Annotated in this window: 22 protein-coding genes and 1 tRNA gene; 4 read left to right on the top strand and 19 right to left on the bottom strand. The window is 54.8% G+C overall.

From position 1 onward, the window contains the following. Window positions 1-60 precede the first annotated feature (60 nt). On the bottom strand, window positions 61-1,074 hold the full coding sequence (tsaD, locus tag ACNY69_RS11545; RefSeq protein WP_111142200.1) for a tRNA (adenosine(37)-N6)-threonylcarbamoyltransferase complex transferase subunit TsaD: 1,014 nt from the start codon (window positions 1,072-1,074) through the stop codon (window positions 61-63). Window positions 1,075-1,351: 277 nt separating this feature from the next. On the opposite strand from tsaD, the gene rpsU reads away from it, so the two are divergent. From rpsU to rpoD, 3 genes are all read left to right on the top strand, one after another. Then, the gene (gene rpsU, locus ACNY69_RS11540) at window positions 1,352-1,567 is read left to right on the top strand and encodes a 30S ribosomal protein S21 (RefSeq protein ID WP_001144069.1); all 216 of its coding nucleotides are present in this window, start codon (window positions 1,352-1,354) and stop codon (window positions 1,565-1,567) included. Between the two features lie 118 nt (window positions 1,568-1,685). After that, window positions 1,686-3,431 (top strand): DNA primase, encoded by a 1,746-nt coding sequence (dnaG, locus tag ACNY69_RS11535; RefSeq protein WP_418798415.1) that lies wholly within the window; start codon window positions 1,686-1,688, stop codon window positions 3,429-3,431. Window positions 3,432-3,798: 367 nt separating this feature from the next. After that, on the top strand, window positions 3,799-5,640 hold the full coding sequence (gene rpoD / locus ACNY69_RS11530; RefSeq protein ID WP_293774517.1) for an RNA polymerase sigma factor RpoD: 1,842 nt from the start codon (window positions 3,799-3,801) through the stop codon (window positions 5,638-5,640). 71 nt (window positions 5,641-5,711) lie between these two features. On the opposite strand, the gene mug is transcribed toward rpoD, so the two are convergent. Both mug and ACNY69_RS11520 read right to left on the bottom strand, forming a co-directional pair. After that, complete coding sequence (gene mug / locus ACNY69_RS11525; protein ID WP_111142252.1) at window positions 5,712-6,230, bottom strand: G/U mismatch-specific DNA glycosylase; 519 nt, start codon at window positions 6,228-6,230, stop codon at window positions 5,712-5,714. Continuing rightward, window positions 6,227-6,616, bottom strand: coding sequence for a hypothetical protein (locus tag ACNY69_RS11520; RefSeq protein WP_418798411.1), 390 nt, complete (start codon window positions 6,614-6,616; stop codon window positions 6,227-6,229). The genes mug and ACNY69_RS11520 overlap by 4 nt, the downstream gene beginning before the upstream one ends. A gap of 202 nt (window positions 6,617-6,818) precedes the next feature. Between ACNY69_RS11520 and ACNY69_RS11515 the strand changes: the two genes are divergently transcribed. Continuing rightward, a tRNA-Ile gene (locus tag ACNY69_RS11515) sits at window positions 6,819-6,894 on the top strand. A gap of 151 nt (window positions 6,895-7,045) precedes the next feature. Here ACNY69_RS11515 and ACNY69_RS11510 read toward each other — a convergent pair. The 16 genes from ACNY69_RS11510 to ACNY69_RS11435 form a co-directional block, all read right to left on the bottom strand. After that, complete coding sequence (locus ACNY69_RS11510) at window positions 7,046-7,357, bottom strand: hypothetical protein (RefSeq protein ID WP_260059298.1); 312 nt, start codon at window positions 7,355-7,357, stop codon at window positions 7,046-7,048. A gap of 29 nt (window positions 7,358-7,386) precedes the next feature. Further along, window positions 7,387-7,968 carry a hypothetical protein gene (locus tag ACNY69_RS11505; RefSeq protein WP_260059299.1) on the bottom strand — a complete coding sequence of 194 codons (582 nt, stop codon included), beginning with the start codon at window positions 7,966-7,968 and terminating at the stop codon, window positions 7,387-7,389. Window positions 7,969-8,576: 608 nt separating this feature from the next. After that, complete coding sequence (locus tag ACNY69_RS11500; protein ID WP_418798407.1) at window positions 8,577-10,256, bottom strand: hypothetical protein; 1,680 nt, start codon at window positions 10,254-10,256, stop codon at window positions 8,577-8,579. 2 nt (window positions 10,257-10,258) lie between these two features. After that, window positions 10,259-10,798 (bottom strand): baseplate complex protein, encoded by a 540-nt coding sequence (locus ACNY69_RS11495; protein ID WP_418798404.1) that lies wholly within the window; start codon window positions 10,796-10,798, stop codon window positions 10,259-10,261. Continuing rightward, on the bottom strand, window positions 10,770-11,495 hold the full coding sequence (locus ACNY69_RS11490) for a hypothetical protein (protein WP_418798402.1): 726 nt from the start codon (window positions 11,493-11,495) through the stop codon (window positions 10,770-10,772). The genes ACNY69_RS11495 and ACNY69_RS11490 overlap by 29 nt, the downstream gene beginning before the upstream one ends. After that, complete coding sequence (locus ACNY69_RS11485) at window positions 11,485-11,934, bottom strand: tail fiber assembly protein (protein ID WP_418798399.1); 450 nt, start codon at window positions 11,932-11,934, stop codon at window positions 11,485-11,487. Before ACNY69_RS11485 ends, ACNY69_RS11490 begins: the two co-directional genes overlap by 11 nt. 4 nt (window positions 11,935-11,938) lie before the next feature. After that, entirely contained in the window at window positions 11,939-13,669 is a 1,731-nt protein-coding gene (locus tag ACNY69_RS11480; RefSeq protein ID WP_418798396.1) for a phage tail-collar fiber domain-containing protein, read from the bottom strand. Between the two features lie 9 nt (window positions 13,670-13,678). Beyond that, window positions 13,679-14,266, bottom strand: coding sequence for a phage tail protein (locus tag ACNY69_RS11475; RefSeq protein ID WP_418798393.1), 588 nt, complete (start codon window positions 14,264-14,266; stop codon window positions 13,679-13,681). Next, window positions 14,259-15,443 carry a baseplate J/gp47 family protein gene (locus tag ACNY69_RS11470; RefSeq protein ID WP_418798391.1) on the bottom strand — a complete coding sequence of 395 codons (1,185 nt, stop codon included), beginning with the start codon at window positions 15,441-15,443 and terminating at the stop codon, window positions 14,259-14,261. The genes ACNY69_RS11475 and ACNY69_RS11470 overlap by 8 nt, the downstream gene beginning before the upstream one ends. After that, window positions 15,440-15,769 carry a DUF2590 family protein gene (locus ACNY69_RS11465; RefSeq protein WP_331842813.1) on the bottom strand — a complete coding sequence of 110 codons (330 nt, stop codon included), beginning with the start codon at window positions 15,767-15,769 and terminating at the stop codon, window positions 15,440-15,442. The genes ACNY69_RS11470 and ACNY69_RS11465 overlap by 4 nt, the downstream gene beginning before the upstream one ends. Continuing rightward, window positions 15,766-17,739: a phage tail tape measure protein gene (locus ACNY69_RS11460; RefSeq protein WP_418798388.1), complete on the bottom strand. Its 1,974-nt coding sequence runs from the start codon at window positions 17,737-17,739 to the stop codon at window positions 15,766-15,768. Before ACNY69_RS11460 ends, ACNY69_RS11465 begins: the two co-directional genes overlap by 4 nt. Continuing rightward, the gene (locus tag ACNY69_RS11455; protein ID WP_392391217.1) at window positions 17,736-17,879 is read right to left on the bottom strand and encodes a DUF6890 family protein; all 144 of its coding nucleotides are present in this window, start codon (window positions 17,877-17,879) and stop codon (window positions 17,736-17,738) included. Before ACNY69_RS11455 ends, ACNY69_RS11460 begins: the two co-directional genes overlap by 4 nt. A 47-nt stretch (window positions 17,880-17,926) precedes the next feature. Next, window positions 17,927-18,190 carry a putative phage tail assembly chaperone gene (locus ACNY69_RS11450; RefSeq protein ID WP_187494300.1) on the bottom strand — a complete coding sequence of 88 codons (264 nt, stop codon included), beginning with the start codon at window positions 18,188-18,190 and terminating at the stop codon, window positions 17,927-17,929. Next, entirely contained in the window at window positions 18,187-18,372 is a 186-nt protein-coding gene (locus ACNY69_RS11445; protein ID WP_418798386.1) for a hypothetical protein, read from the bottom strand. Before ACNY69_RS11445 ends, ACNY69_RS11450 begins: the two co-directional genes overlap by 4 nt. After that, window positions 18,323-18,679 (bottom strand): hypothetical protein, encoded by a 357-nt coding sequence (locus tag ACNY69_RS11440; protein WP_418798383.1) that lies wholly within the window; start codon window positions 18,677-18,679, stop codon window positions 18,323-18,325. The genes ACNY69_RS11445 and ACNY69_RS11440 overlap by 50 nt, the downstream gene beginning before the upstream one ends. Beyond that, on the bottom strand, window positions 18,679-19,020 hold the full coding sequence (locus ACNY69_RS11435; protein ID WP_418798381.1) for a M15 family metallopeptidase: 342 nt from the start codon (window positions 19,018-19,020) through the stop codon (window positions 18,679-18,681). Before ACNY69_RS11435 ends, ACNY69_RS11440 begins: the two co-directional genes overlap by 1 nt. Between the last annotated feature and the right edge of the window lie 2 nt (window positions 19,021-19,022).

Here is a 19,022-nt window from a genome sequence, read left to right as displayed (position 1 = left end):
GACCGGGTTTCCTGCGCGTTGCGCTTATCCGTTGTGGCCAGTTTTTTTGAAACCCGCTCTTCAGATGGCGGGCAGTTCCGCCAGCGGCCAGCGTGGTCGTACACTGACGCTCAGCTCGCCGCGCGTGCCGCCTTTTAACCGCACCATGCCCGCATACGCGATCATCGCACCGTTATCGGTACAGAACTCCGGGCGGGCGTAGAAGACTTCACCGCCACGCTTCTGCATCATGACCGCCATCTGCTCACGCAGGGTGCGGTTGGCGCTGACGCCACCTGCAATCACCAGACGCTTAAAGCCGGTCTGATCCAGCGCCCGCTTACACTTGATCGACAGCGTATCCACCACCGCATCTTCAAAGGCGCGGGCGATGTCTGCGCGGGTCTGCTCGTCGTCAGGATTGGCGCGGATGGTATTGGCGGCAAAGGTTTTCAGGCCGGAGAAGCTGAAATCCAGCCCCGGACGGTCGGTCATCGGGCGCGGGAAGGTAAAGCGGCCTGCCGTACCCTGCTGCGCCATCTTCGACAGCATCGGCCCGCCCGGATAATCCAGGCCCAGCAGCTTCGCCGTTTTGTCGAAGGCTTCACCGGCGGCATCATCGATCGATTCGCCCAGCAGTTCATATTCACCGACGCCGGTGACGCTGATCAGCTGTGTATGTCCACCCGACACCAGCAGTGCCACAAACGGAAATGCCGGTGGATTCTCTTCCAGCATCGGTGCCAGCAGGTGGCCTTCCATATGGTGAACCGGCACGGCAGGCACTTTCCAGGCAAACGCCAGCGCACGGCCGATGGTTGCGCCAACCAGCAGCGCACCGACCAGGCCCGGCCCGGCGGTGTACGCCACCGCGTCAATCTGTTGCGGCGTCAGATTCGCCTCTTTCAGCGCCGCCTGAATCAGAGGCACGGTTTTCCGCACATGATCCCGTGAGGCCAGTTCCGGCACCACACCGCCGTAGTCGGCATGCAGTTTTACCTGGCTGTAGAGTTGGTTTGCCAGTAATCCGGCCTCATCGTCATAGATTGCGATGCCGGTTTCATCGCACGACGTTTCAATACCCAGAATTCGCATTGCATCACCTCATTCTTGCGGCGCGCAGTTTATCACAGCAATGGGATGAGCAGCGCAGGCATCCGGCGTAAAAAGTCATTTTCTGTCGGCTAAAGAGTGCGCTATACTCCCGCCCCTGGAAAAACCGGCAGCCGCACAGGCAAACGCTCCTGTTGGTTTCAAATTATCCATGGTGCTTTACAAACCGACGTGAGTTGGAGTAAAATGCTGCACCATTTTGAAATGTGCTGGCGCCGCAGTCAGCAGCAAAACCGAATTTTATCGAGGTGAGAGTTACATGCCGGTAATTAAAGTACGTGAAAACGAGCCATTTGACGTAGCACTGCGTCGCTTCAAACGTTCTTGCGAGAAAGCAGGCGTTCTGGCTGAAGTTCGTCGTCGTGAGTTCTATGAAAAACCGACTACCGAACGTAAGCGCGCTAAAGCGTCAGCAGTTAAGCGTCACGCCAAGAAACTGGCTCGCGAAAACGCACGCCGCACTCGTCTGTACTAAGTCGTTCCGGAGGTTCGCCTCCATTGCGTGATTCACGCAGATAGAGTCAAGTAAAAGGCCGTGCTTTCCGAAAGGAAGCGCGGCTTGTTGCCGTTTATGAGCTGAAAATCTGGGGCGTATGGCTGGACGAATTCCACGCGTATTTATCAACGATTTACTTGCCCGCACGGATATCGTGGATCTTATCGATGCCCGCGTTAAGCTGAAAAAGCAGGGTAAGAATTTCCATGCGTGCTGTCCTTTCCATAATGAAAAAACGCCCTCCTTCACCGTAAACGGCGAAAAGCAGTTCTATCACTGTTTCGGCTGTGGTGCCCACGGTAACGCTATCGACTTTTTAATGAACTTCGACCGACTGGAGTTTGTTGAAACAATTGAAGAGTTAGCCACTTCCCACGGTTTAGACGTGCCTTACGAAGCAGGCAGCGGGCCCAGCCAGATGGAACGCCATCAGCGCCAGAGCCTGTACCAGCTGATGGAGAACCTGAACGGGTTTTATCAGCAGGGTCTGCAGCAGTCCAGTGCACAGCCCGCACGCGACTATTTAGACCGTCGTGGCCTGAGCGTCGACGTCATCAATCATTTCGCTATCGGTTACGCACCCGCCGGCTGGGATAACGTTCTCAGGCGTTTCGGTAAGCAGTCGGAAGATCGCGAGTCATTGATGGAAGCGGGCATGCTGGTCAGCAATGATAAAGGCCGGACCTATGACCGGTTTCGCGATCGCATCATGTTTCCGATTCGCGATAAGCGTGGCCGCGTTATCGGTTTTGGCGGTCGGGTTCTGAGTAACGAAACACCGAAGTATCTGAACTCGCCGGAAACACCGATTTTCCATAAAGGCCGCCAGCTCTATGGCCTCTATGAAGCAGTCAAGAGCCATCCTGAACCTGCCCGCCTGCTTGTGGTCGAGGGATACATGGACGTGGTTGCGCTGGCGCAGTACGGCATAGATTACGCTGTCGCGTCATTAGGCACCTCAACCACCGCTGAACACATTCAGTTGCTGTTTCGCAGCACCGATACGGTCATCTGCTGTTACGACGGCGACCGGGCTGGACGCGAAGCCGCATGGCGCGCACTTGAGACCGCATTGCCTTACATGAATGATGGTCGTCAGCTACGCTTTATGTTTTTACCCGATGGTGAAGACCCCGATACGCTGGTGCGTAAAGAGGGTAAAGCCGCCTTCGAAGCGAGGATGGAGCAGGCGATGCCGCTCTCTTCGTTTTTATTTGATAGCCTGCTGCCGCAGGTGGATCTGAGCTCACGCGATGGAAAAGCGCGCCTGAGCACGCTGGCTTTGCCGCTGATTACGCAGATCCCAGGTGAAACCCTGCGTATTTATATGCGTCAGGAGCTGGGAAATAAGCTGGGGATCCTCGATGACAATCAGCTTGAAAAGCTGATGCCAAAGCAGGCTGCCAGCGGCGCCGCGCCGGTCGCGCCACCGCTTAAACGTACCACCATGCGTGTGCTTATCGCCCTGCTGGTACAGAATCCGCAGCTGGCCTCGATGGTGCCCTCGCTGGATGGCCTGTCGGAGTCGAAAATGCCCGGACTACCGCTCTTTATCGAGTTGGTGGGGCGTTGTAACGAGAATCCTGGATTGACCACCGGGCAGCTACTAGAGTTATATCGCGGGACAAATTTTAGTCAGACGCTTGAAACGCTGGCGATCTGGAACCACATGATAGTAGATGAGGAAGCCGAAGCGGTGTTTCAGGACTCGCTGGCCAGCATCTACGATTCTGCGCTTGAAGAGCGACTGGAGTTTCTGATCGCGCGTGAACGCATTCAGGGGCTTACCGCCGATGAGCGCCGTGAGCTCTGGACACTCAGCCAGGCGTTTGCCAGAAAATAAGTTTTAGCACGCTGCCCGCGCTGAAGATGGGCGGCGTGGCTGTTTTAAGGCCGGGAGCGTTAAGCCAGGCCGTCAGCACAAATTTCAATGGCCGTCGGCGTCGAAGCCAGTCTGGTTACCGCCAGTGCGCAGCTCCCGGAGCGTACGGAAGTATGTGAGGAGAGCGAGCACTGCCGGGAAGCAGAATGGCGAGTAAGCCAGGCCCGTACCACCAAAAATTTATACAAGCGGCTTAAGTGCCGATTATTGTTGGGCATAGCCCACGCCGCGACGAAGGCAGCGGCAAGAATTAAACGCCTTCACTGCTATTGTTGGCGCGCTGCCGACCGACACCAATCTAATTTAACAGAAGTGTGGATACCGTCTTATGGAGCAAAACCCGCAGTCACAGCTCAAGCTTCTTGTCACCCGTGGTAAGGAGCAAGGCTATCTGACCTATGCTGAGGTCAATGACCATCTGCCGGAAGATATCGTCGACTCAGATCAGATCGAAGACATCATCCAGATGATTAACGACATGGGTATTCAGGTGGTTGAAGAAGCCCCGGATGCTGACGATCTGATGCTGAATGAAAACAGCTCCGATACTGACGAAGATGCCGCGGAAGCTGCCGCTCAGGTATTATCCAGCGTTGAATCTGAAATCGGGCGCACGACTGACCCGGTGCGCATGTACATGCGTGAAATGGGTACCGTGGAACTGCTGACGCGCGAAGGCGAAATCGACATCGCGAAGCGTATCGAAGATGGTATCAACCAGGTTCAGTGTTCCGTTGCCGAATACCCTGAAGCGATTACCTATCTGCTGGATCAGTATGACAAAGTCGAAGCAGGCGAATCACGCCTCTCCGATCTGATCACCGGCTTCGTCGATCCTAACGCAGAAGAAGATCTGGCCCCTACCGCAACGCATGTGGGCTCTGAACTCTCTGAAGCCGATCGTAATGACGACGAAGATGATGATGATGAGGATGACGACAACTCCGAAGATGATAACTCCATCGACCCGGAGCTGGCGCGTGAGAAGTTCTCTGACCTGCGTAAGCAGTACGAAACCACCCGCAGCGTCATCAAGAGCAAAGGCCGCAGCCACGCCGCCGCCATCGCCGAGATCCAGAACCTCTCTGACGTCTTTAAACAGTTCCGCCTGGTACCGAAGCAGTTCGACTACCTGGTTGGCAGCATGCGTAACATGATGGAACGTGTCCGTACTCAGGAACGTCTGATCATGAAGCTCTGTATTGAGCTGTGCAAAATGCCGAAGAAGAACTTCATCACCCTGTTTACCGGTAACGAAACCAACGAGAGCTGGTTCAAAGCTGCGCTGGCGATGAACAAGCCGTGGTCTGAAAAACTACTGGAAGTGCAGGATGACGTGATGCGTTCCCTGCAGAAGCTGGCGCAGGTCGAAGAAGAGACCGGCCTGACCATCGAGCAGGTGAAAGATATCAACCGTCGCATGTCGATCGGTGAAGCCAAAGCGCGTCGCGCCAAGAAAGAGATGGTGGAAGCGAACCTGCGTCTGGTTATTTCGATTGCGAAGAAATATACCAACCGCGGTCTGCAGTTCCTCGACCTGATTCAGGAAGGTAACATCGGTCTGATGAAGGCGGTCGATAAGTTTGAATATCGCCGTGGTTACAAGTTCTCGACCTATGCGACCTGGTGGATCCGTCAGGCGATTACCCGCTCTATCGCCGACCAGGCGCGTACCATCCGTATTCCGGTGCATATGATTGAGACCATCAACAAGCTCAACCGTATTTCGCGCCAGATGCTGCAGGAGATGGGCCGCGAACCGACGCCGGAAGAGCTGGCTGAGCGCATGCTGATGCCGGAAGATAAAATCCGCAAGGTGCTGAAAATCGCGAAAGAGCCGATCTCTATGGAGACGCCGATTGGTGATGATGAAGATTCACATCTGGGCGATTTTATCGAAGACACCACGCTGGAGCTGCCGCTGGATTCTGCTACCTCAGAGAGCCTGCGTTCTGCAACCCACGATGTGCTGGCTGGCCTGACCGCGCGTGAAGCGAAAGTGCTGCGCATGCGTTTTGGTATCGATATGAACACCGACCATACGCTGGAAGAAGTGGGCAAACAGTTTGACGTGACGCGTGAGCGTATCCGTCAGATTGAAGCGAAAGCCCTGCGTAAACTGCGCCATCCGAGCCGTTCGGAAGTGCTGCGCAGCTTCCTCGACGATTAAGTCCTGAAAACCCCGGTTCGCCGGGGTTTTTTATGCCCGTCTGTTACCGTCTCTCCCTGCCCTGCACAGACTCAGTGATTCACCGGATGCAGTGCCACATAAAGCTGGCGATACGCTGCCACCATCTCCTCCAGTGAAGCGCGATTCAGTCCGCTGGGGTTCGGCAACACCCATACCTGCGTTTTCCCCATGCCTGCTGGCTGTTTGCCCCATTCGACCCTGTTCAGTTTAAAGGCACGACGAAAAGCCTCTTTGCCCAGGATCGCCAGCGCGGCAGGCTGATAGTTCAGCACCTTTTCCGTCAGGCGCTGACCGCCTTCGCGCAGCTCATCCGCCGCCAACTCGCTTGCCTGCACCGTGGGGCGCTCCACCAGCATGGTAATTCCGCAGCCGGTTTCCGTCAGACGCTGCTCCTCTTCCGGTTTCAGCTGCTGCCGGGTAAATCCTGCCAGATGGATCACTTTCCAGAAGCGATTGCCGGGATGCGCAAAGTGAAAGCCCTGATGGGCGGTCGACTGGCCCGGATTGATGCCACAGAACAGCACATCGAGGTCCGGGGCGATGATATCGCGGATGTCATGCTCGATCATGCTGCCACCATGAGTATGCGAAGCTTTGGCACATTACAACTCATCAGACCGGACGACTGTTCCAAACAGGCTCGTGAGAGTGCATGTTTATCCTGTGAGGCCGAAGCCGTCTGGATACGGCCATAAACAGACTGGCTGTTTTTCATCGGCACAGGGCCTGTCGCGTCCAGGCTCGCTTCAGATCTCCTGCGCACACGATAATGATGCGCTTTACTGCCCTGCTGCTCCATATGTCGTCCTGCCCTCTCTGCTGTGTAATCACTGATTAAGATAGTAATTATTACACCTGTGGGCATTCCAGCCTGACGATTTTTTGGTGGAGCAGCGATTGGGGATAACAGCTGTGCCGGGCCTGGCAAACTCATCTTCAGAAGAGAAACATTCATGCGGGCATCTTAGCGGCACCCGCAACCTGAGGTTTCCTTAACGGCGCAGAGCGTCCTGAACGATGCGATTTTGAAACTTCGCTCACGCAACTCGTCAGATTTATCATAAAAATCAGCAGGTAAATCAGTGCTGATTATTTCAGCAACCGGCGGCTGAGTGCTGGATCGGCCTGAAGAGATACTTTATAATCCCCGCTCCGCTGGCCCCTTAGCTCAGTGGTTAGAGCAGGCGACTCATAATCGCTTGGTCGCTGGTTCAAACCCAGCAGGGGCCACCAATTTTTATGATGAAAATCATGCATTTAAGCCGCTTTTTTAAAGCGGCTTTTTTGTATCTAAAGAACAAATGCCCCCTTTTTGTCCCCCAACCAAAGCTAAACAGCAGTGTGATGGTGGTGCTTTATAAAGCTGAGGGCCATCATCAAAAGATTACATATCTTTATTGAGCATTTTTTTTATGTGCTTTCTGCCTGCATCAATCTGCATTTCCCTCCAGCTACTATAAGAAGTGTTTTGCGTTATGAAGTCTTCCCATGCCTGATCAGGTATGGCGGCAAAATCCTCCTTAGTTTCAACGCTAAATCCTGATTTATCAAACATATCCTCAAGAGAAGTGAATGAAGAGCACTCAGCCAAAAACTGCTTATTAAAAAGCTCACTAAAAGGTATCGATTGTGTCCCTGAAACTGCTTCAAGGTTTTTTTTGAGTTGATCAATCTGGTTACTAAATTTTTTAACCATATAGCCTCCTTATGGCGTATATTATTTATTTAACCTGTTTTCGTTATCAACCACTGTAGCAATAATATAAAAATATAGACGAATGTTGCCATACCTAAAAATAAGCAGCTTTGTATAAACCAAATAAAGTATCTATTAAATACTTTTTGAGGGTAAAGCAGTATTCTCTTAGACATACCTTGTTCACTTCTGCATGTTAGTAACTCAGGCAACTCTGTATTTAGCGACAGAACTTCGCATCTAAAATTTTCTTTAGGTGCAATGTACTCAAAAGTGACTACATACCTTCCGTTATAATCATAGCTTTCTGTATACGGCTTGACAGGCCAGACATTCATATGCATATCTTTGTAATTAAAAATCAACTCTAATTTTTTGGCCGCTTCCCTTCCTTCGTTCATTATAATATAAGACTTTGTATTGACGACTTGCTTAGCTTTTATTATTTCGCCAGCACCATCTTTCAATGGTTCTTCTATCAGAAAGCTGAACTGATGTAATTCACCTATGGATACTTTTGCGCTTCCTTTAAAGAAGTTATTCAGTATAAATGTAATCAGCGGTACTAATATCGAGATTATTTCTTTTCCATACTGAGTCAAAATATTCATATAGTTTCCAAAAAGATTTTTAAAAAATAAAAAAATTGGTTAAAAATTTTAATTTTACTAGGTTTTGCATGAGCCTACATTCTTCCCTTCAATATTTTTCAGTATCTCTTTTTGAATATTATCTGCTGCAGCCCTTGAGCTGTCCGCATTGAGTGAATTTTATTTCATTTTGCAACATGTTCTAGCTGAGATCCAGAAGATGACGTAAACTTATTAATATTCATAAAATTCAATAACATGAAATAAAAAAGAGATTCATCCGAGATCCAGAAAACTGAAAAGCACTGAAATTCTTTTCACTCTTTTCAGTTGTCGAACTCTGGCAGAAAGCCAGCAATGGCGCGCTCCGGTCAGGCGATTTGTAGAAAAATAAAACTGAAAAATTTTTATGATCCAAAACCTGCAGGCGGGTGCGGTGTAGCGCCGATTTTGTCTGCGAAGCGATTATTTTGCCGGGGCTGACGCGCAGCCAGTGCCACGCTCTGCGGATGATCTGTCGGAGGTAATCGTGCGTGATGGTCGCGCCTGTGCGTGGCGCAGCGTGCGGCGGAGGCGTTCTGGTGACGGGTAATAAAAAACCCGCTGTGATAGCGGGTCAGTTTGCTGGCTTACTTGCCGATAACGGGGGAATATTTCTTACTCAGCGCAGCGGCCTGCTGGCCACTCTGTGCGATGGCGCTGCTGTTCGTGGGCTGCCCGGTTGACGGGTGCGTATGGCTGGCCAGCTGGTCAGCCAGCTGCTGCACCAGTGCCACGGTATCAAGCATCAGCTGGGCCACGTTAATCTTCTCTGACCCAATCCACACCACCGGCGCGATGATTTCCTGACGTGTACCGGCAATGCTCTGGCGCAGCTGACCAATTTTCTCAGTCAGCGCCTGGCCGACTTTTACCGCCGCGCTGCCGGTGACGTCCGTTTCCGCATTACCGCCCACTGTAATCAGCTGATTCTGCTGTGCGGCCATGCTGTAACTGCCGGTAGTAACGTTCTGAATGGCTCCGGCCATCAGTGACGCCGTGCCGATCACAGTGGTCCTGTCCGTGGCTTTGACCGTCGTTTCCCGGCTGACCAGCTCACGCGCTTCCGTATCGGCTTTAATCTCCCGGCTCATGGACGTTTCACGGATGGCCTGATCGGTCTGGCGCTCCCAGTCTCCGGCCTGCGTTACGCGCTGTGAGACTTCCGCGCGCTGCTGCTGCAGCTGTTCACCCGGCTTCACGTCCGGCAGGCTGGTCCCGTCAGGCATAGTCTGGCGCACAAACGGCTTGTCCGGGCGTCCGCCGGTAAAACCGACCTCAACCAGCGTACCCTCCGGCGGGAACTGAAACATGCCGGAGTCATTACCGGCCATCGGTACGGGCAGCGGCACGGCAGGATAAACCGGCGTACTGCCGTCCGGATTACCGTCAGCGTCCAGCAGCTGCAGACTGACGGCATAGCGCGGCCTGTAGGGATTTGCGAAATTTCCGCTTTTAACCGCTTCAGTCGAGGCGACAACGCGCGCCATTTTAGGCAGGTGCAGACCGCTGGCCAGCTCCGGATAATGGCTTTCAACCTGACGCTGTACCGGTGTTTTCTGCAGCGGCCGGCCTGTTGTGCGGTTTCGTGGCGTCCAGGTGATTGTCATGGTGTCGCTGTTCAGCTGAACCTTTGTCACGCGCTGGCCGTTCACCTCAACGCCCGGACGCAGGGACTGGATAACAGGAACGGTCATCGTGTTGCCACCGGCGGTGGACTGGCTGAACTCCGGCGGAATGTTCACCGGCTTACCGGCAAACAGCGCCTTTTCAGCGCCGCCCAGATACATGCTGCCATCCGGCAGCTGATACCAGATGTAATCATTAATCCCGAAGGCGCGCCCCAGACTGGCCAGCAGCTGGAATCCCGTGCCGCTGTGCGTGAAGTGCGGGATCGGCCTGTCGCTGTAATCATCCTGCGGCACGGTGACGGTCAGGCCGCTGTATTCTTCCAGCCAGGCGGCAATCTGGCGAAGCGTCGGGTGCTGGAAGGCGCAAGGCCATGCGCGATCAAATACCCCGCACAGCTCACGGATGAAAAGGCGCTGATAGCCGGTTTCTGAAGGCTGTGAGCGCTCCACGTATCCGGTAAACCAGCGCAACAGCCGGTCAGGGTAGCCGGTGTCAATGCGGACCATTTTGCCGGTGTAATCCGTGCTGGTCTTTGCCGTGATAAAGCCACGACCACAGCTGTTAAGCTCCAGCACCAGAGCGGCATCCGTCAGATGCACCTCGTCAGTTGACAGGTAAAGCCGGGTTACAGGTTTCATCGCTATTCCAGTGCGTCATTCACCGGCTTAAGCACTTTGCGCTCAAACCACGTCATTTGTTCTTCGCTCTCGCCTGCGGCCTGCGGCCCGCCTTTACCACTGCCGGTCTGTTTGGTGGCCGTGGTTTTGCCGCTTGCGCGCGCCTCACGTTTTTCCTGAACGCTGACATGCTCGGTCAGCGTGAACGTTATCAGCCAGGACATTTTTCCTTCCTGCTGCGGTGCGTCCACATTGCCGGTGAAAGTCGCCTCGCGAAAACTCACCGCGCGCGCCAGCTCATGGGCCACGCGATACTTCTGGCGCTGGCCGCTGGCATCAGTGGCTGACGCCAGCTCAAAAATCCGCTTCAGCAGCGCAATATCACTGAACCCGACTTCGCCACTGATCCGCAGCTCTTTTCCCTTGATGCCCTGCTCAGCCTTTGCCGTTGAACTGGTCTGCCCTGACTGGTCTTTGTCCTGAAAAGCCATTGAAACGGTCACCAGCATGTTTTTAAGCGGGATGCCCTCACCGTTAAGCGCCAGCGTCGGGTTTGTACTCATGGATCATGCCTCTTATTCCTTCAAGATTGTCACCGACCAGCATTACCGCCGCCGAATGCACAGCGGACGGCAGCGGAATGTCTTTAACCAGCTGCGTGAGCGTAGTCACCACGTCGCCGCTGCCGGTAAACACCCATGCCCGTGCGTCTTTGCCCTGCAGATCGCCCAGCCCGGCGGCAATGTCTGCCAGCATGGCATCACGCTTCTGGCCAAACGCAGCCAGCTGCGCTTTGAGGCCGTCAAGCCCTGCCGCTGCGCCTGCTTCACTCTGAGCCTGTTTCACGGCAGCGGCTGCAAACACGGCGCGGCTGGATGGCACGGACAGCGGCACGGACGGCGGCAGCGCGGCGCTCATGGCAGCAGGCAGCTGCATCTTTTCCGTGGCCAGCGAGGCGGCAGACTGCGCCAGACGCTTTACCTGCACAAACGCCGGTGCCGGGAAAACCTCAGTCAGCTGGTTCAGCGAGGACATAAAACTGTCATGCGTCTGGCTGGCCACCATCAGGATCACCACGTCAGCCTTTCCGCCCATGCCTGCCAGCTTCTGCGCCAGATACGCCGTGGCATTCACCGGACTCAGATACGCGCCGCTATCGGTATGCTGTCCCAGCCCGTAAATCCACGGATGCACCGGGACCATGCTGCAGTTCAGCGCGGTCATTGAATCCGTAAGCGCCAGCCGCGCCTCACGCCACATTTTCAGGCGCCTGCGGCGTACTGACGTCCGCCCAGCTCTCCGGATTTATTCTGCTAAGCAGCACTCTGTATTTCATCCACTCAGGCAGGGCTTCAGTTTCACTCTGCGTGGCCATTTTCAGATCAATAGCGCCCTGCAGCATCTGGATCATTTCATTTGCTTTGCGGATTTTTGCAGCCAGAATAGCCCCTTTTGTTTCCACGTCGATAACAGTCTGTCGCGGCGCGCCCTGAACAATAGATCCGTTGATAAATAATGAATCCGGACCTACGGCACAATAATTTTCCTCCGATATCTCCCTAAGCGCCCTTGACTGATATTCTTCAAGCTCACTTGCACAGATAGCCACAAACATGCCGACTACATAGTCATCTTTGTCTGTCTCAATGAAATAACGATTTTCACGCAGCTCAGGTAATTCTTTATCATCTGTATTCATTTCATCACCACAAGGCTAAAACGTTAACGTTCAGTGCCGGTCCGTTATTGTAAATTCCGCAGTTGTTAGCGCCGATGCCATTACTCCAGCATTCAAAAGATCCATTAATAGCCGTGATAAAAAGCCCCGGCGGCGCAGGGAAACCAGCCGGATATGTCCACGTTGTACTGGAATAAGCAGCCAGATTTAAGTTCTGCCTGCACCACTGACCGCCGCCCGGAATTTTGGACCATGCCCCGTTACCGTTATTACCTGACTGAAACTGACCAAATGCAACGGCACTGTTCGCGCCTGTACCTCCCGATACTGAGAAATGCTGGCCCGCATCCCCGCCTTTATAAGCAAATCCCCCGAGTACAAAACTAAGGCGATCATTATTTACTGCTGCAGCACCATCACCGTTATTCCTGACATAAAAGTTTTTATTAGAATCGCCGTTAAGCTTTGCATAATTGTCAAAATCAGAACGGTCCGCCAGCCTCATAATGGTCCATCCGCTGGACGAATTATCCATCCTTGTTCCGATATAGCTTTCAGCGGGTGAGTTGTATGCGGTGAAAATGACTGAACATCCATAGCTTCTGTCACGGACACCTGTACAATGCGCATAAAAATACTGTCCGCTCCCAGCCGGTAACTGTGCCGGAATATTCGCACTGCCCTCCATTTTGATAAGCAGGGTTTCACCGGCATGGAAGACGTATGTGCGAAAATCAATTGTACTGACGTCCAGTTGTCCTGAACCCAGCCCAAACCCGCCCACGGTTATTACCCGGCCTGCTGTGCCGTCAGTTTTTGACTGCATCACATCAGCATTTGCTGCGCTTCCCAGCATGACGTTACCCGTCAGCGCGTCGGGCTTTTTGTTATTCACTGACCTGACCGCAACACGATCAGTCAGTGAGCCTTTCGGGCGCAGGTCCGTGATGTTCCCGGCTGCGTCAATGCCCGCAAGCGCTGACACGTAATGCTTCACGCCATCCAGCTCATAATCAGCAAGATCAGTCGCCACTGTGATTTTGCTCTGCACGCCCCAGACGCTGGCCAGCGTCCCGGTAAAGCACACGTCCAGCCAGACTTTTACCGGCTTCACGCCGACCGTAATAGCCTGGTCAGCATCCAGCTGCGCGCGCAGGCCGCCCACGTATCCCGCACCACGGGTAACAAAAAACTCCGTGCCGCTTTTTCCGACCAGCCAGCCATCACCAAAAAAAGCCGCCAGGCCGTAGATATCGGTGTTTTCCAGGCGCTGACGTTCATCCATCGCCCCCATGCGCGCGGTGAAATCAATCTGCCACGTTTCCGCTGGCGTACTGATCCCCGTTTCCTGCTGCGCGCCGCTGTACTCCATCAGGAATGATCGCGTCAGAACGTTGCCCTGCTGGCCGTCACGGGTTTTCAGCTTCTGCTGTGCCGGGGCATGTACGATCATGGCCAGCGTGCCGGTTGCACTGTTCACCAGGCCAATCCAGTTAAATGAAAAATCGCCCGTATCCGCGCCCAATACTACCGAATGCACCACCGCATTCTGATTCACCACGCCCTTGCGCGTGACCGCCTGCCGGTGAACTATCTGTGCCTCCGGCGGAATGCCTTCGCTGCGGTCCACCGGCTTAGCCGGATCGAGGCCCGGCACGTTCGCAAAAATAAACCCATCCAGCAAAACCGGCTCACCGGTTTCCGCCTGGCGCGCTTTCCACTGCTCGAATGCTGTCGTGATAACTGTCTGTGACATAACTTTTCCTTAAATTCCTGCGCTGAACGTCGCGCTGGCCACGTCCGCCCCGGCGATGCGCGCCGGATAAACCACATATTCACCCTGGTCCCAGCCTGCCCGGATAGCGAACGGCTGCGAGGTGATCACCTCAAACTGATAGCGGCGGCACGTCCTGCCGTACTGCTGGATAATCTGCAGCAGCAGCTGTGTGTTGTCCGCAATCTGGCTGTCTGAAACGCGCACGGTGATAACGTCCCAGTCAATGCCGGGCTGGCGCTCAACCAGCTCCACATAGCCGATGCCCAGCCGCTCAAAAATGCTGATAAACCCTGCCACGGACCCGGCATCGCGCGCGTTAATAAACGCAAACGCCACGCGCCTGCGGAACAGCGAAAGCGGCTCCCCGTTGAAGCGTGTTATATCCCGGTCATACGCCAGCAGATTCAGCAGCGGTTCAGAACAGGTCAGCGGATCGAACTGGCTGACCGGCCACGTTACCCAGCTGTAAACCTGCGCCCAGAACCGGCGCGCGGCTTTCAGAAGTTTGTCCGGCTCCCCTTTCCGCATCCAGGTGGGCAGACGCAGCCCGGCCAGCTTTTTATCAAAATTAGTCATGCTCAATACTCACGGTCAGGCTGTTAAGGCGCGGCACACTCAGATCGCTGACGATATCGCCCAGCGAGAAGGTGACCGAATCGACCTCCGGAAACGCCCTGTGCAGCTCACGCCCAAGATTCGAAAATGAAAAGCGCGCATAGGGCCACGTCTTTTTAACGTCATAATCAGCGTTTTCCCGGAAGGCGCTGCGGATAAGGTTTCCGGCGTTTTTAATCAGCAGCGCCTGATTTTCGGCAGTCATGTTGTCCGGGTTCTGCAGATACATTCTGACGCTCAGATCGTGCAGGGTTTCCGGCATTGCGAAGCACTGCATATCGTCGCCGTGGCCGTGATGGCCCTGTGTGTTGATGTAGTCATTAACCGCCGTGATAAACGGCCCGGACAACACCCCTGAATCCAGCAGAAGATAGGCATTTGCCGTTCCCGGCCCGCGCGGCGCATCGTGAAGAAAGAAAATCCGGTCAATGCTCAGTCCGACCACCCCGGCAATCATTGAGCGGTAAACCGCGTCAGTGTGGTAGTTACCCACCAGGTTAAACTGATTGCGGCAGCGCTCGCGCAGCTCGTCATCACTCTCTTCATCTGCGCCCGGCACGGTCAGCCAGTCTTCCTCACTCACCGCCTGCCTGATGCCGGTGACGGCCACCGGCAGGATGCGGTAATAGCCCGGCGCAAGGTTCCATGCGGCGCCCACATCTGACGCGCGCACCGGGATTAACGCGCTGGCCACCTCTGCCGGAATGGTGATGTCAGCAACGGTCACCAGCTCGTAAACCACGCCATTAATGCGCTCAGTCTGAATGCGTGTCCCGGCCTGCACGGTGACATCAGCACCGGCGCTTTCCTTTATGAACCGGATCACGCCCTCAGCCCGGCTTGCCGGTTTTGCCGTGACGTTGACCGCCCACGCCATCAGGCGCAGCATCTGGCCGCCTGCCGTGGCCACAAACATATTCACCAGTACCGTATTGATCATGACGTCCGCCAGCCACAGCACCGGCGCGGTGATAATGGCCGTAACCAGCCGCCAGAATGGCGACATGCGTGACGTATTGGTGATAAGCCCCTCCTGCGCGGCAATGGCCGTAAAGCGCGCTTTCAGCTCTGCCTCCGTCACCGGCATCCCGCTTTCTTTCACCACCTCCGTAAAATCAACCTGCGGTTTGTCCGTCATATATCCACCCCGTAAGACAGTGCGCCGAAGTCGTATGTGCTGGCCGTCACCCAGAGGCGTGAAAGGCTCTCCTCTGTCAGCTCAATGGTGCCAGGGATAATCCGCTCATCGTCCTCAATCAGTAATTCAAGCCGCGTCAGGATATCCGCGCGCATCGTCGGGCTGCGCTCCGCGATCAACTCCGTCAGCAGCCCGGATTCAAGGATGGCGTGCGCAATATCCTGCTGAATGCTTTTGCGGTTATTACAGGTGACCGGCTCTTTACCGGTATTTAAAACAAAGTTTCCGTTTTCAATCAGAAGATCGACATACAGTAATTCACTCATCCCGCCAGCTCCTGCCATTCCATCAGCTGCTGCGGCGTCATGCCGCCACCTGTATTAATTTCCACTTTTTCGATGCGTTTGCTGTTATCCGTTACGCTCCGGCTATTGCTGGAAATAGTTTTATTTATCCCGCCCGTTTCAACGCCTTTTAACTGTCCGCCGGTTGTCAGGTTATTTTCGATGCGCGGCGGCGGTGCGGCAGGCTCACCAAATTCCGCAATATCCACGCCGGGGATTTTATTTATTTTGCTGATAATCCAGTTCAGCGAACTCAGCGCGGTTTTTTTAATGTTGTCCCACAGGTTCGCAAAGAGATTCATTATCCCGCTGGCCATATTCCCCAGCGTTTGCGTCACGGAAAAACCGGACAGCAGCGCAACAAAGCTCTGCCAGCCTTCACTGATAAACGCCCAGGCTTTACCAAACACACCGGCCACAGCGGCCACCGCGCCGGATACAGCCTGAAAAGCTGCTGTATTCATGACAGCGGCTTTGATTGCATCCCAGTGCGCGATCAGCAGATAGCAGCCTGCGGCCAGCAATGCGACTGCGCCAATAATCAGCAGTATCGGCCAGCTCATAAAGTTAATGGCGACGCCGGTCATTACCGAAGCCATGCGCACGGCCAGCAGTACGCCGCGCAGGGTTCGCATAACGATCGCGTAAGCCTTGACCGCTGCGCCAGCCAGCCAGATCGCCCCGGTGTAAAGGCGCGTTACCAGCAGCAGCCCCATTACGATGCCGCGCAGCCCGGTCATAACAAACGTGGCCATGCCCATCACGATATTGGCCACCGCACCCGCACCGGCAAAGCTCAGCACGGCCAGCGCCACATACCCGACCACGCGCGCGATGTTCGGAAACATCTGCATCCAGCGCGCGAATGTCTGTCCCATATCCGCCAGGCGGTTCAGCAGCGGATAAATCACCGGGATCAGCGTCAGGCCGATCACGCGCCGGATGGCTTCCAGAATCTGAATAAACCGGTCCCACGGCTTAACCATCTTCGCGGCCATTTCCTGCGTGCGCTTTAGCCCGTCATTGCCGCCCAGCTCGGTGATATTCCGCTGCAGCGCTGTCACGTTGCCCCACAGCTGTTTCACTACCGCTGAACTGTCGCCGAATGCGTCATCCAGCGCCTTCTGCGCTTCCACGTTACCGGTGATACTCGCGCCGTATTTAGCCTGCAGCTTGATCAGGATTTCCGGCATTGACAGCATTTTTCCGGATTCATTTTTGAAGCTCATCCCCAGCTTTTTCGCGCCGTCCTCTGCGCCGGTCAGGAAGCCTTCATACGAACCGGATGCCTCCGTACCCAGCGTGCGCTGCAGCTCTCCCATCACGGCCAGCTGCTCATTCAGGCCGATACCGTAGTTAGTACCGACGCCGCGCGCGCCCTCCATCAAATCTTTAATTGCGCCCATTTCCACGCCGAAGCGCTGACGCATAAACGCCACTTTCCCCGAAAGCTGCTCTGCAAACTGCACGTTGCCCAGGCGCTCCGCTTCCTCGCGGAAGTTGCCGAACATCTGCCCCATGAACTCTGCGGACTCCGCTGCCGTGCTGCCCAGCGCAGCGGCGGTCAGGTTGGCAATCCGCGTAACCTTCGGCAGCTCGCCACCGGTCAGGCCGCTGATTGCGGCGTTAATGCTGGCCGTTGACTGCACAAACTCCACGGCGCTTTTGCCGTAGGTCATCGCAAAAAGATTCGCGTCCTTCTCCACCTGCTGCAGCGCAGTGCTGTCGATGCCGCGCGCGGTCTGCTCCTGCAGCGCGTCATACATTTCAATGGCCGGACCCAGCGCGCCTTTGATGGCCTGCCCCACGCCCCACAGCGCCGCGCCGCCAACACCCACGCGCTGAAAAGCGGAGCGGGACTTGTCTGCAAATTCCGTGACGCCTGCCTGTGCCTGACGAAGCGGCCGCGTTACCTTGTCGATCAGTGATAACGTGAATTCCAGCTGTTTCATTCGCTTCCCTTAAACGCCAGCGCGATGCCGTTTGCGATGGCAATGCGCTGGTTTTCCCAGTGCCGGTTATCAAGCCACAGCGCGGCGGCAAGGTTATCCGCGCTGTCATCCTCTCCGGGCAGCCAGCGGCGGCGTAAAATCAGATACTGTTCGAGTCCGTTGGCGTCGATATTACGGACCCGCTCGCTTAGTTTTTTACGGTGATTTCCAGCTCAGGCGTATATTCTTCCAGCACCTTGCCCACAATCTGCAGGGCCGCCCCCGGCAGCGCCAGTAACTCCTGCAGCGCGTCTTTTGTTTCAGGCGTGACAATACGAACCAGAAAGTTATGTGCCGGGGAAACTTTATTTCCCATCGTGATTTCGTTGATATATTTGTTATAAGCGGTGACGTTCGGGGTAAAAGAAACGTCTTTGCCTGCGATGGTCATTTCAATTTTTTTATCACTCATGCTTTTTTCTCTCTTAAATTAATTTCGTCAATAAGCTGGTTATGGCGCGCCGCGCAGGTTGAATAAATATCAATCCACTGAATTAATAATTCTGCTGCGGCTCTGCCGTTGGTGCCGTTTAATCGGGGAAGATTAACGGGACATTTTGTTTTCAGATTTTCCTGAAAGGGTACGCTCTGCATTTTCACTGGCGGCGTTGTACAGCCTGAAATAATCACCAGACAGGCAATCATTACTGAAAACGGGCTTATCCAGTTCAGCGCGGATGCCTGCCGGTATCGCACCTTTTAATTCCTCCAGTTTGTTTTCAAGCTGCCTGGCGGATTCGCTTGCCACGCCCTGCAGCTGATCACGCGCCCTGTCAGCGGCAATTCCGGCGGCACGCTCTGCGACCAGCTCCACGCTGTCGCGCTTCCACTCCGCGCCGGTCCATCCCGCCAGAAACGCCAGCCCCAGACCGGCCAGCACAAACAGCACGTCTCTGGCCATCAGCGCACACCGTTATGCTCAAGGCTGAAGTGGTTACCGTCCGGGTTTGACTTAAAGCGCCCGCCCCAGCTGCCGCCCAGTGATTCCCAGTACTCGCCCAGCACCCGGTAATCCTCGGTGCGGGTTTTGTACTCGCCGTTAACAAACAGATTGAAATCCACCGCCAGCCGCTGCGTGTGCAGGCTGTTGGCGATGCCGCTGCCCTTTTTCGCATTCAGCGCGGCCTGCTCCGGCGTGCGGTAAGCCTCACCGAACGTCAGGCGCATCCCGCGATCATTCGCCCAGGTGATCAGCTGCGCAATCAGCCCGGTAAATAACTGCTGCTTTTCCGATAGCGTCACTT

Origin of the sequence: Pantoea graminicola (assembly GCF_048452665.1) — a bacterium.
Taxonomy (GTDB): Bacteria; Pseudomonadota; Gammaproteobacteria; order Enterobacterales; family Enterobacteriaceae; genus Pantoea.
The sequence above is the reverse complement of the archived record's forward strand: the minus strand, read 5'-3'. Positions and strand labels throughout refer to the sequence as shown.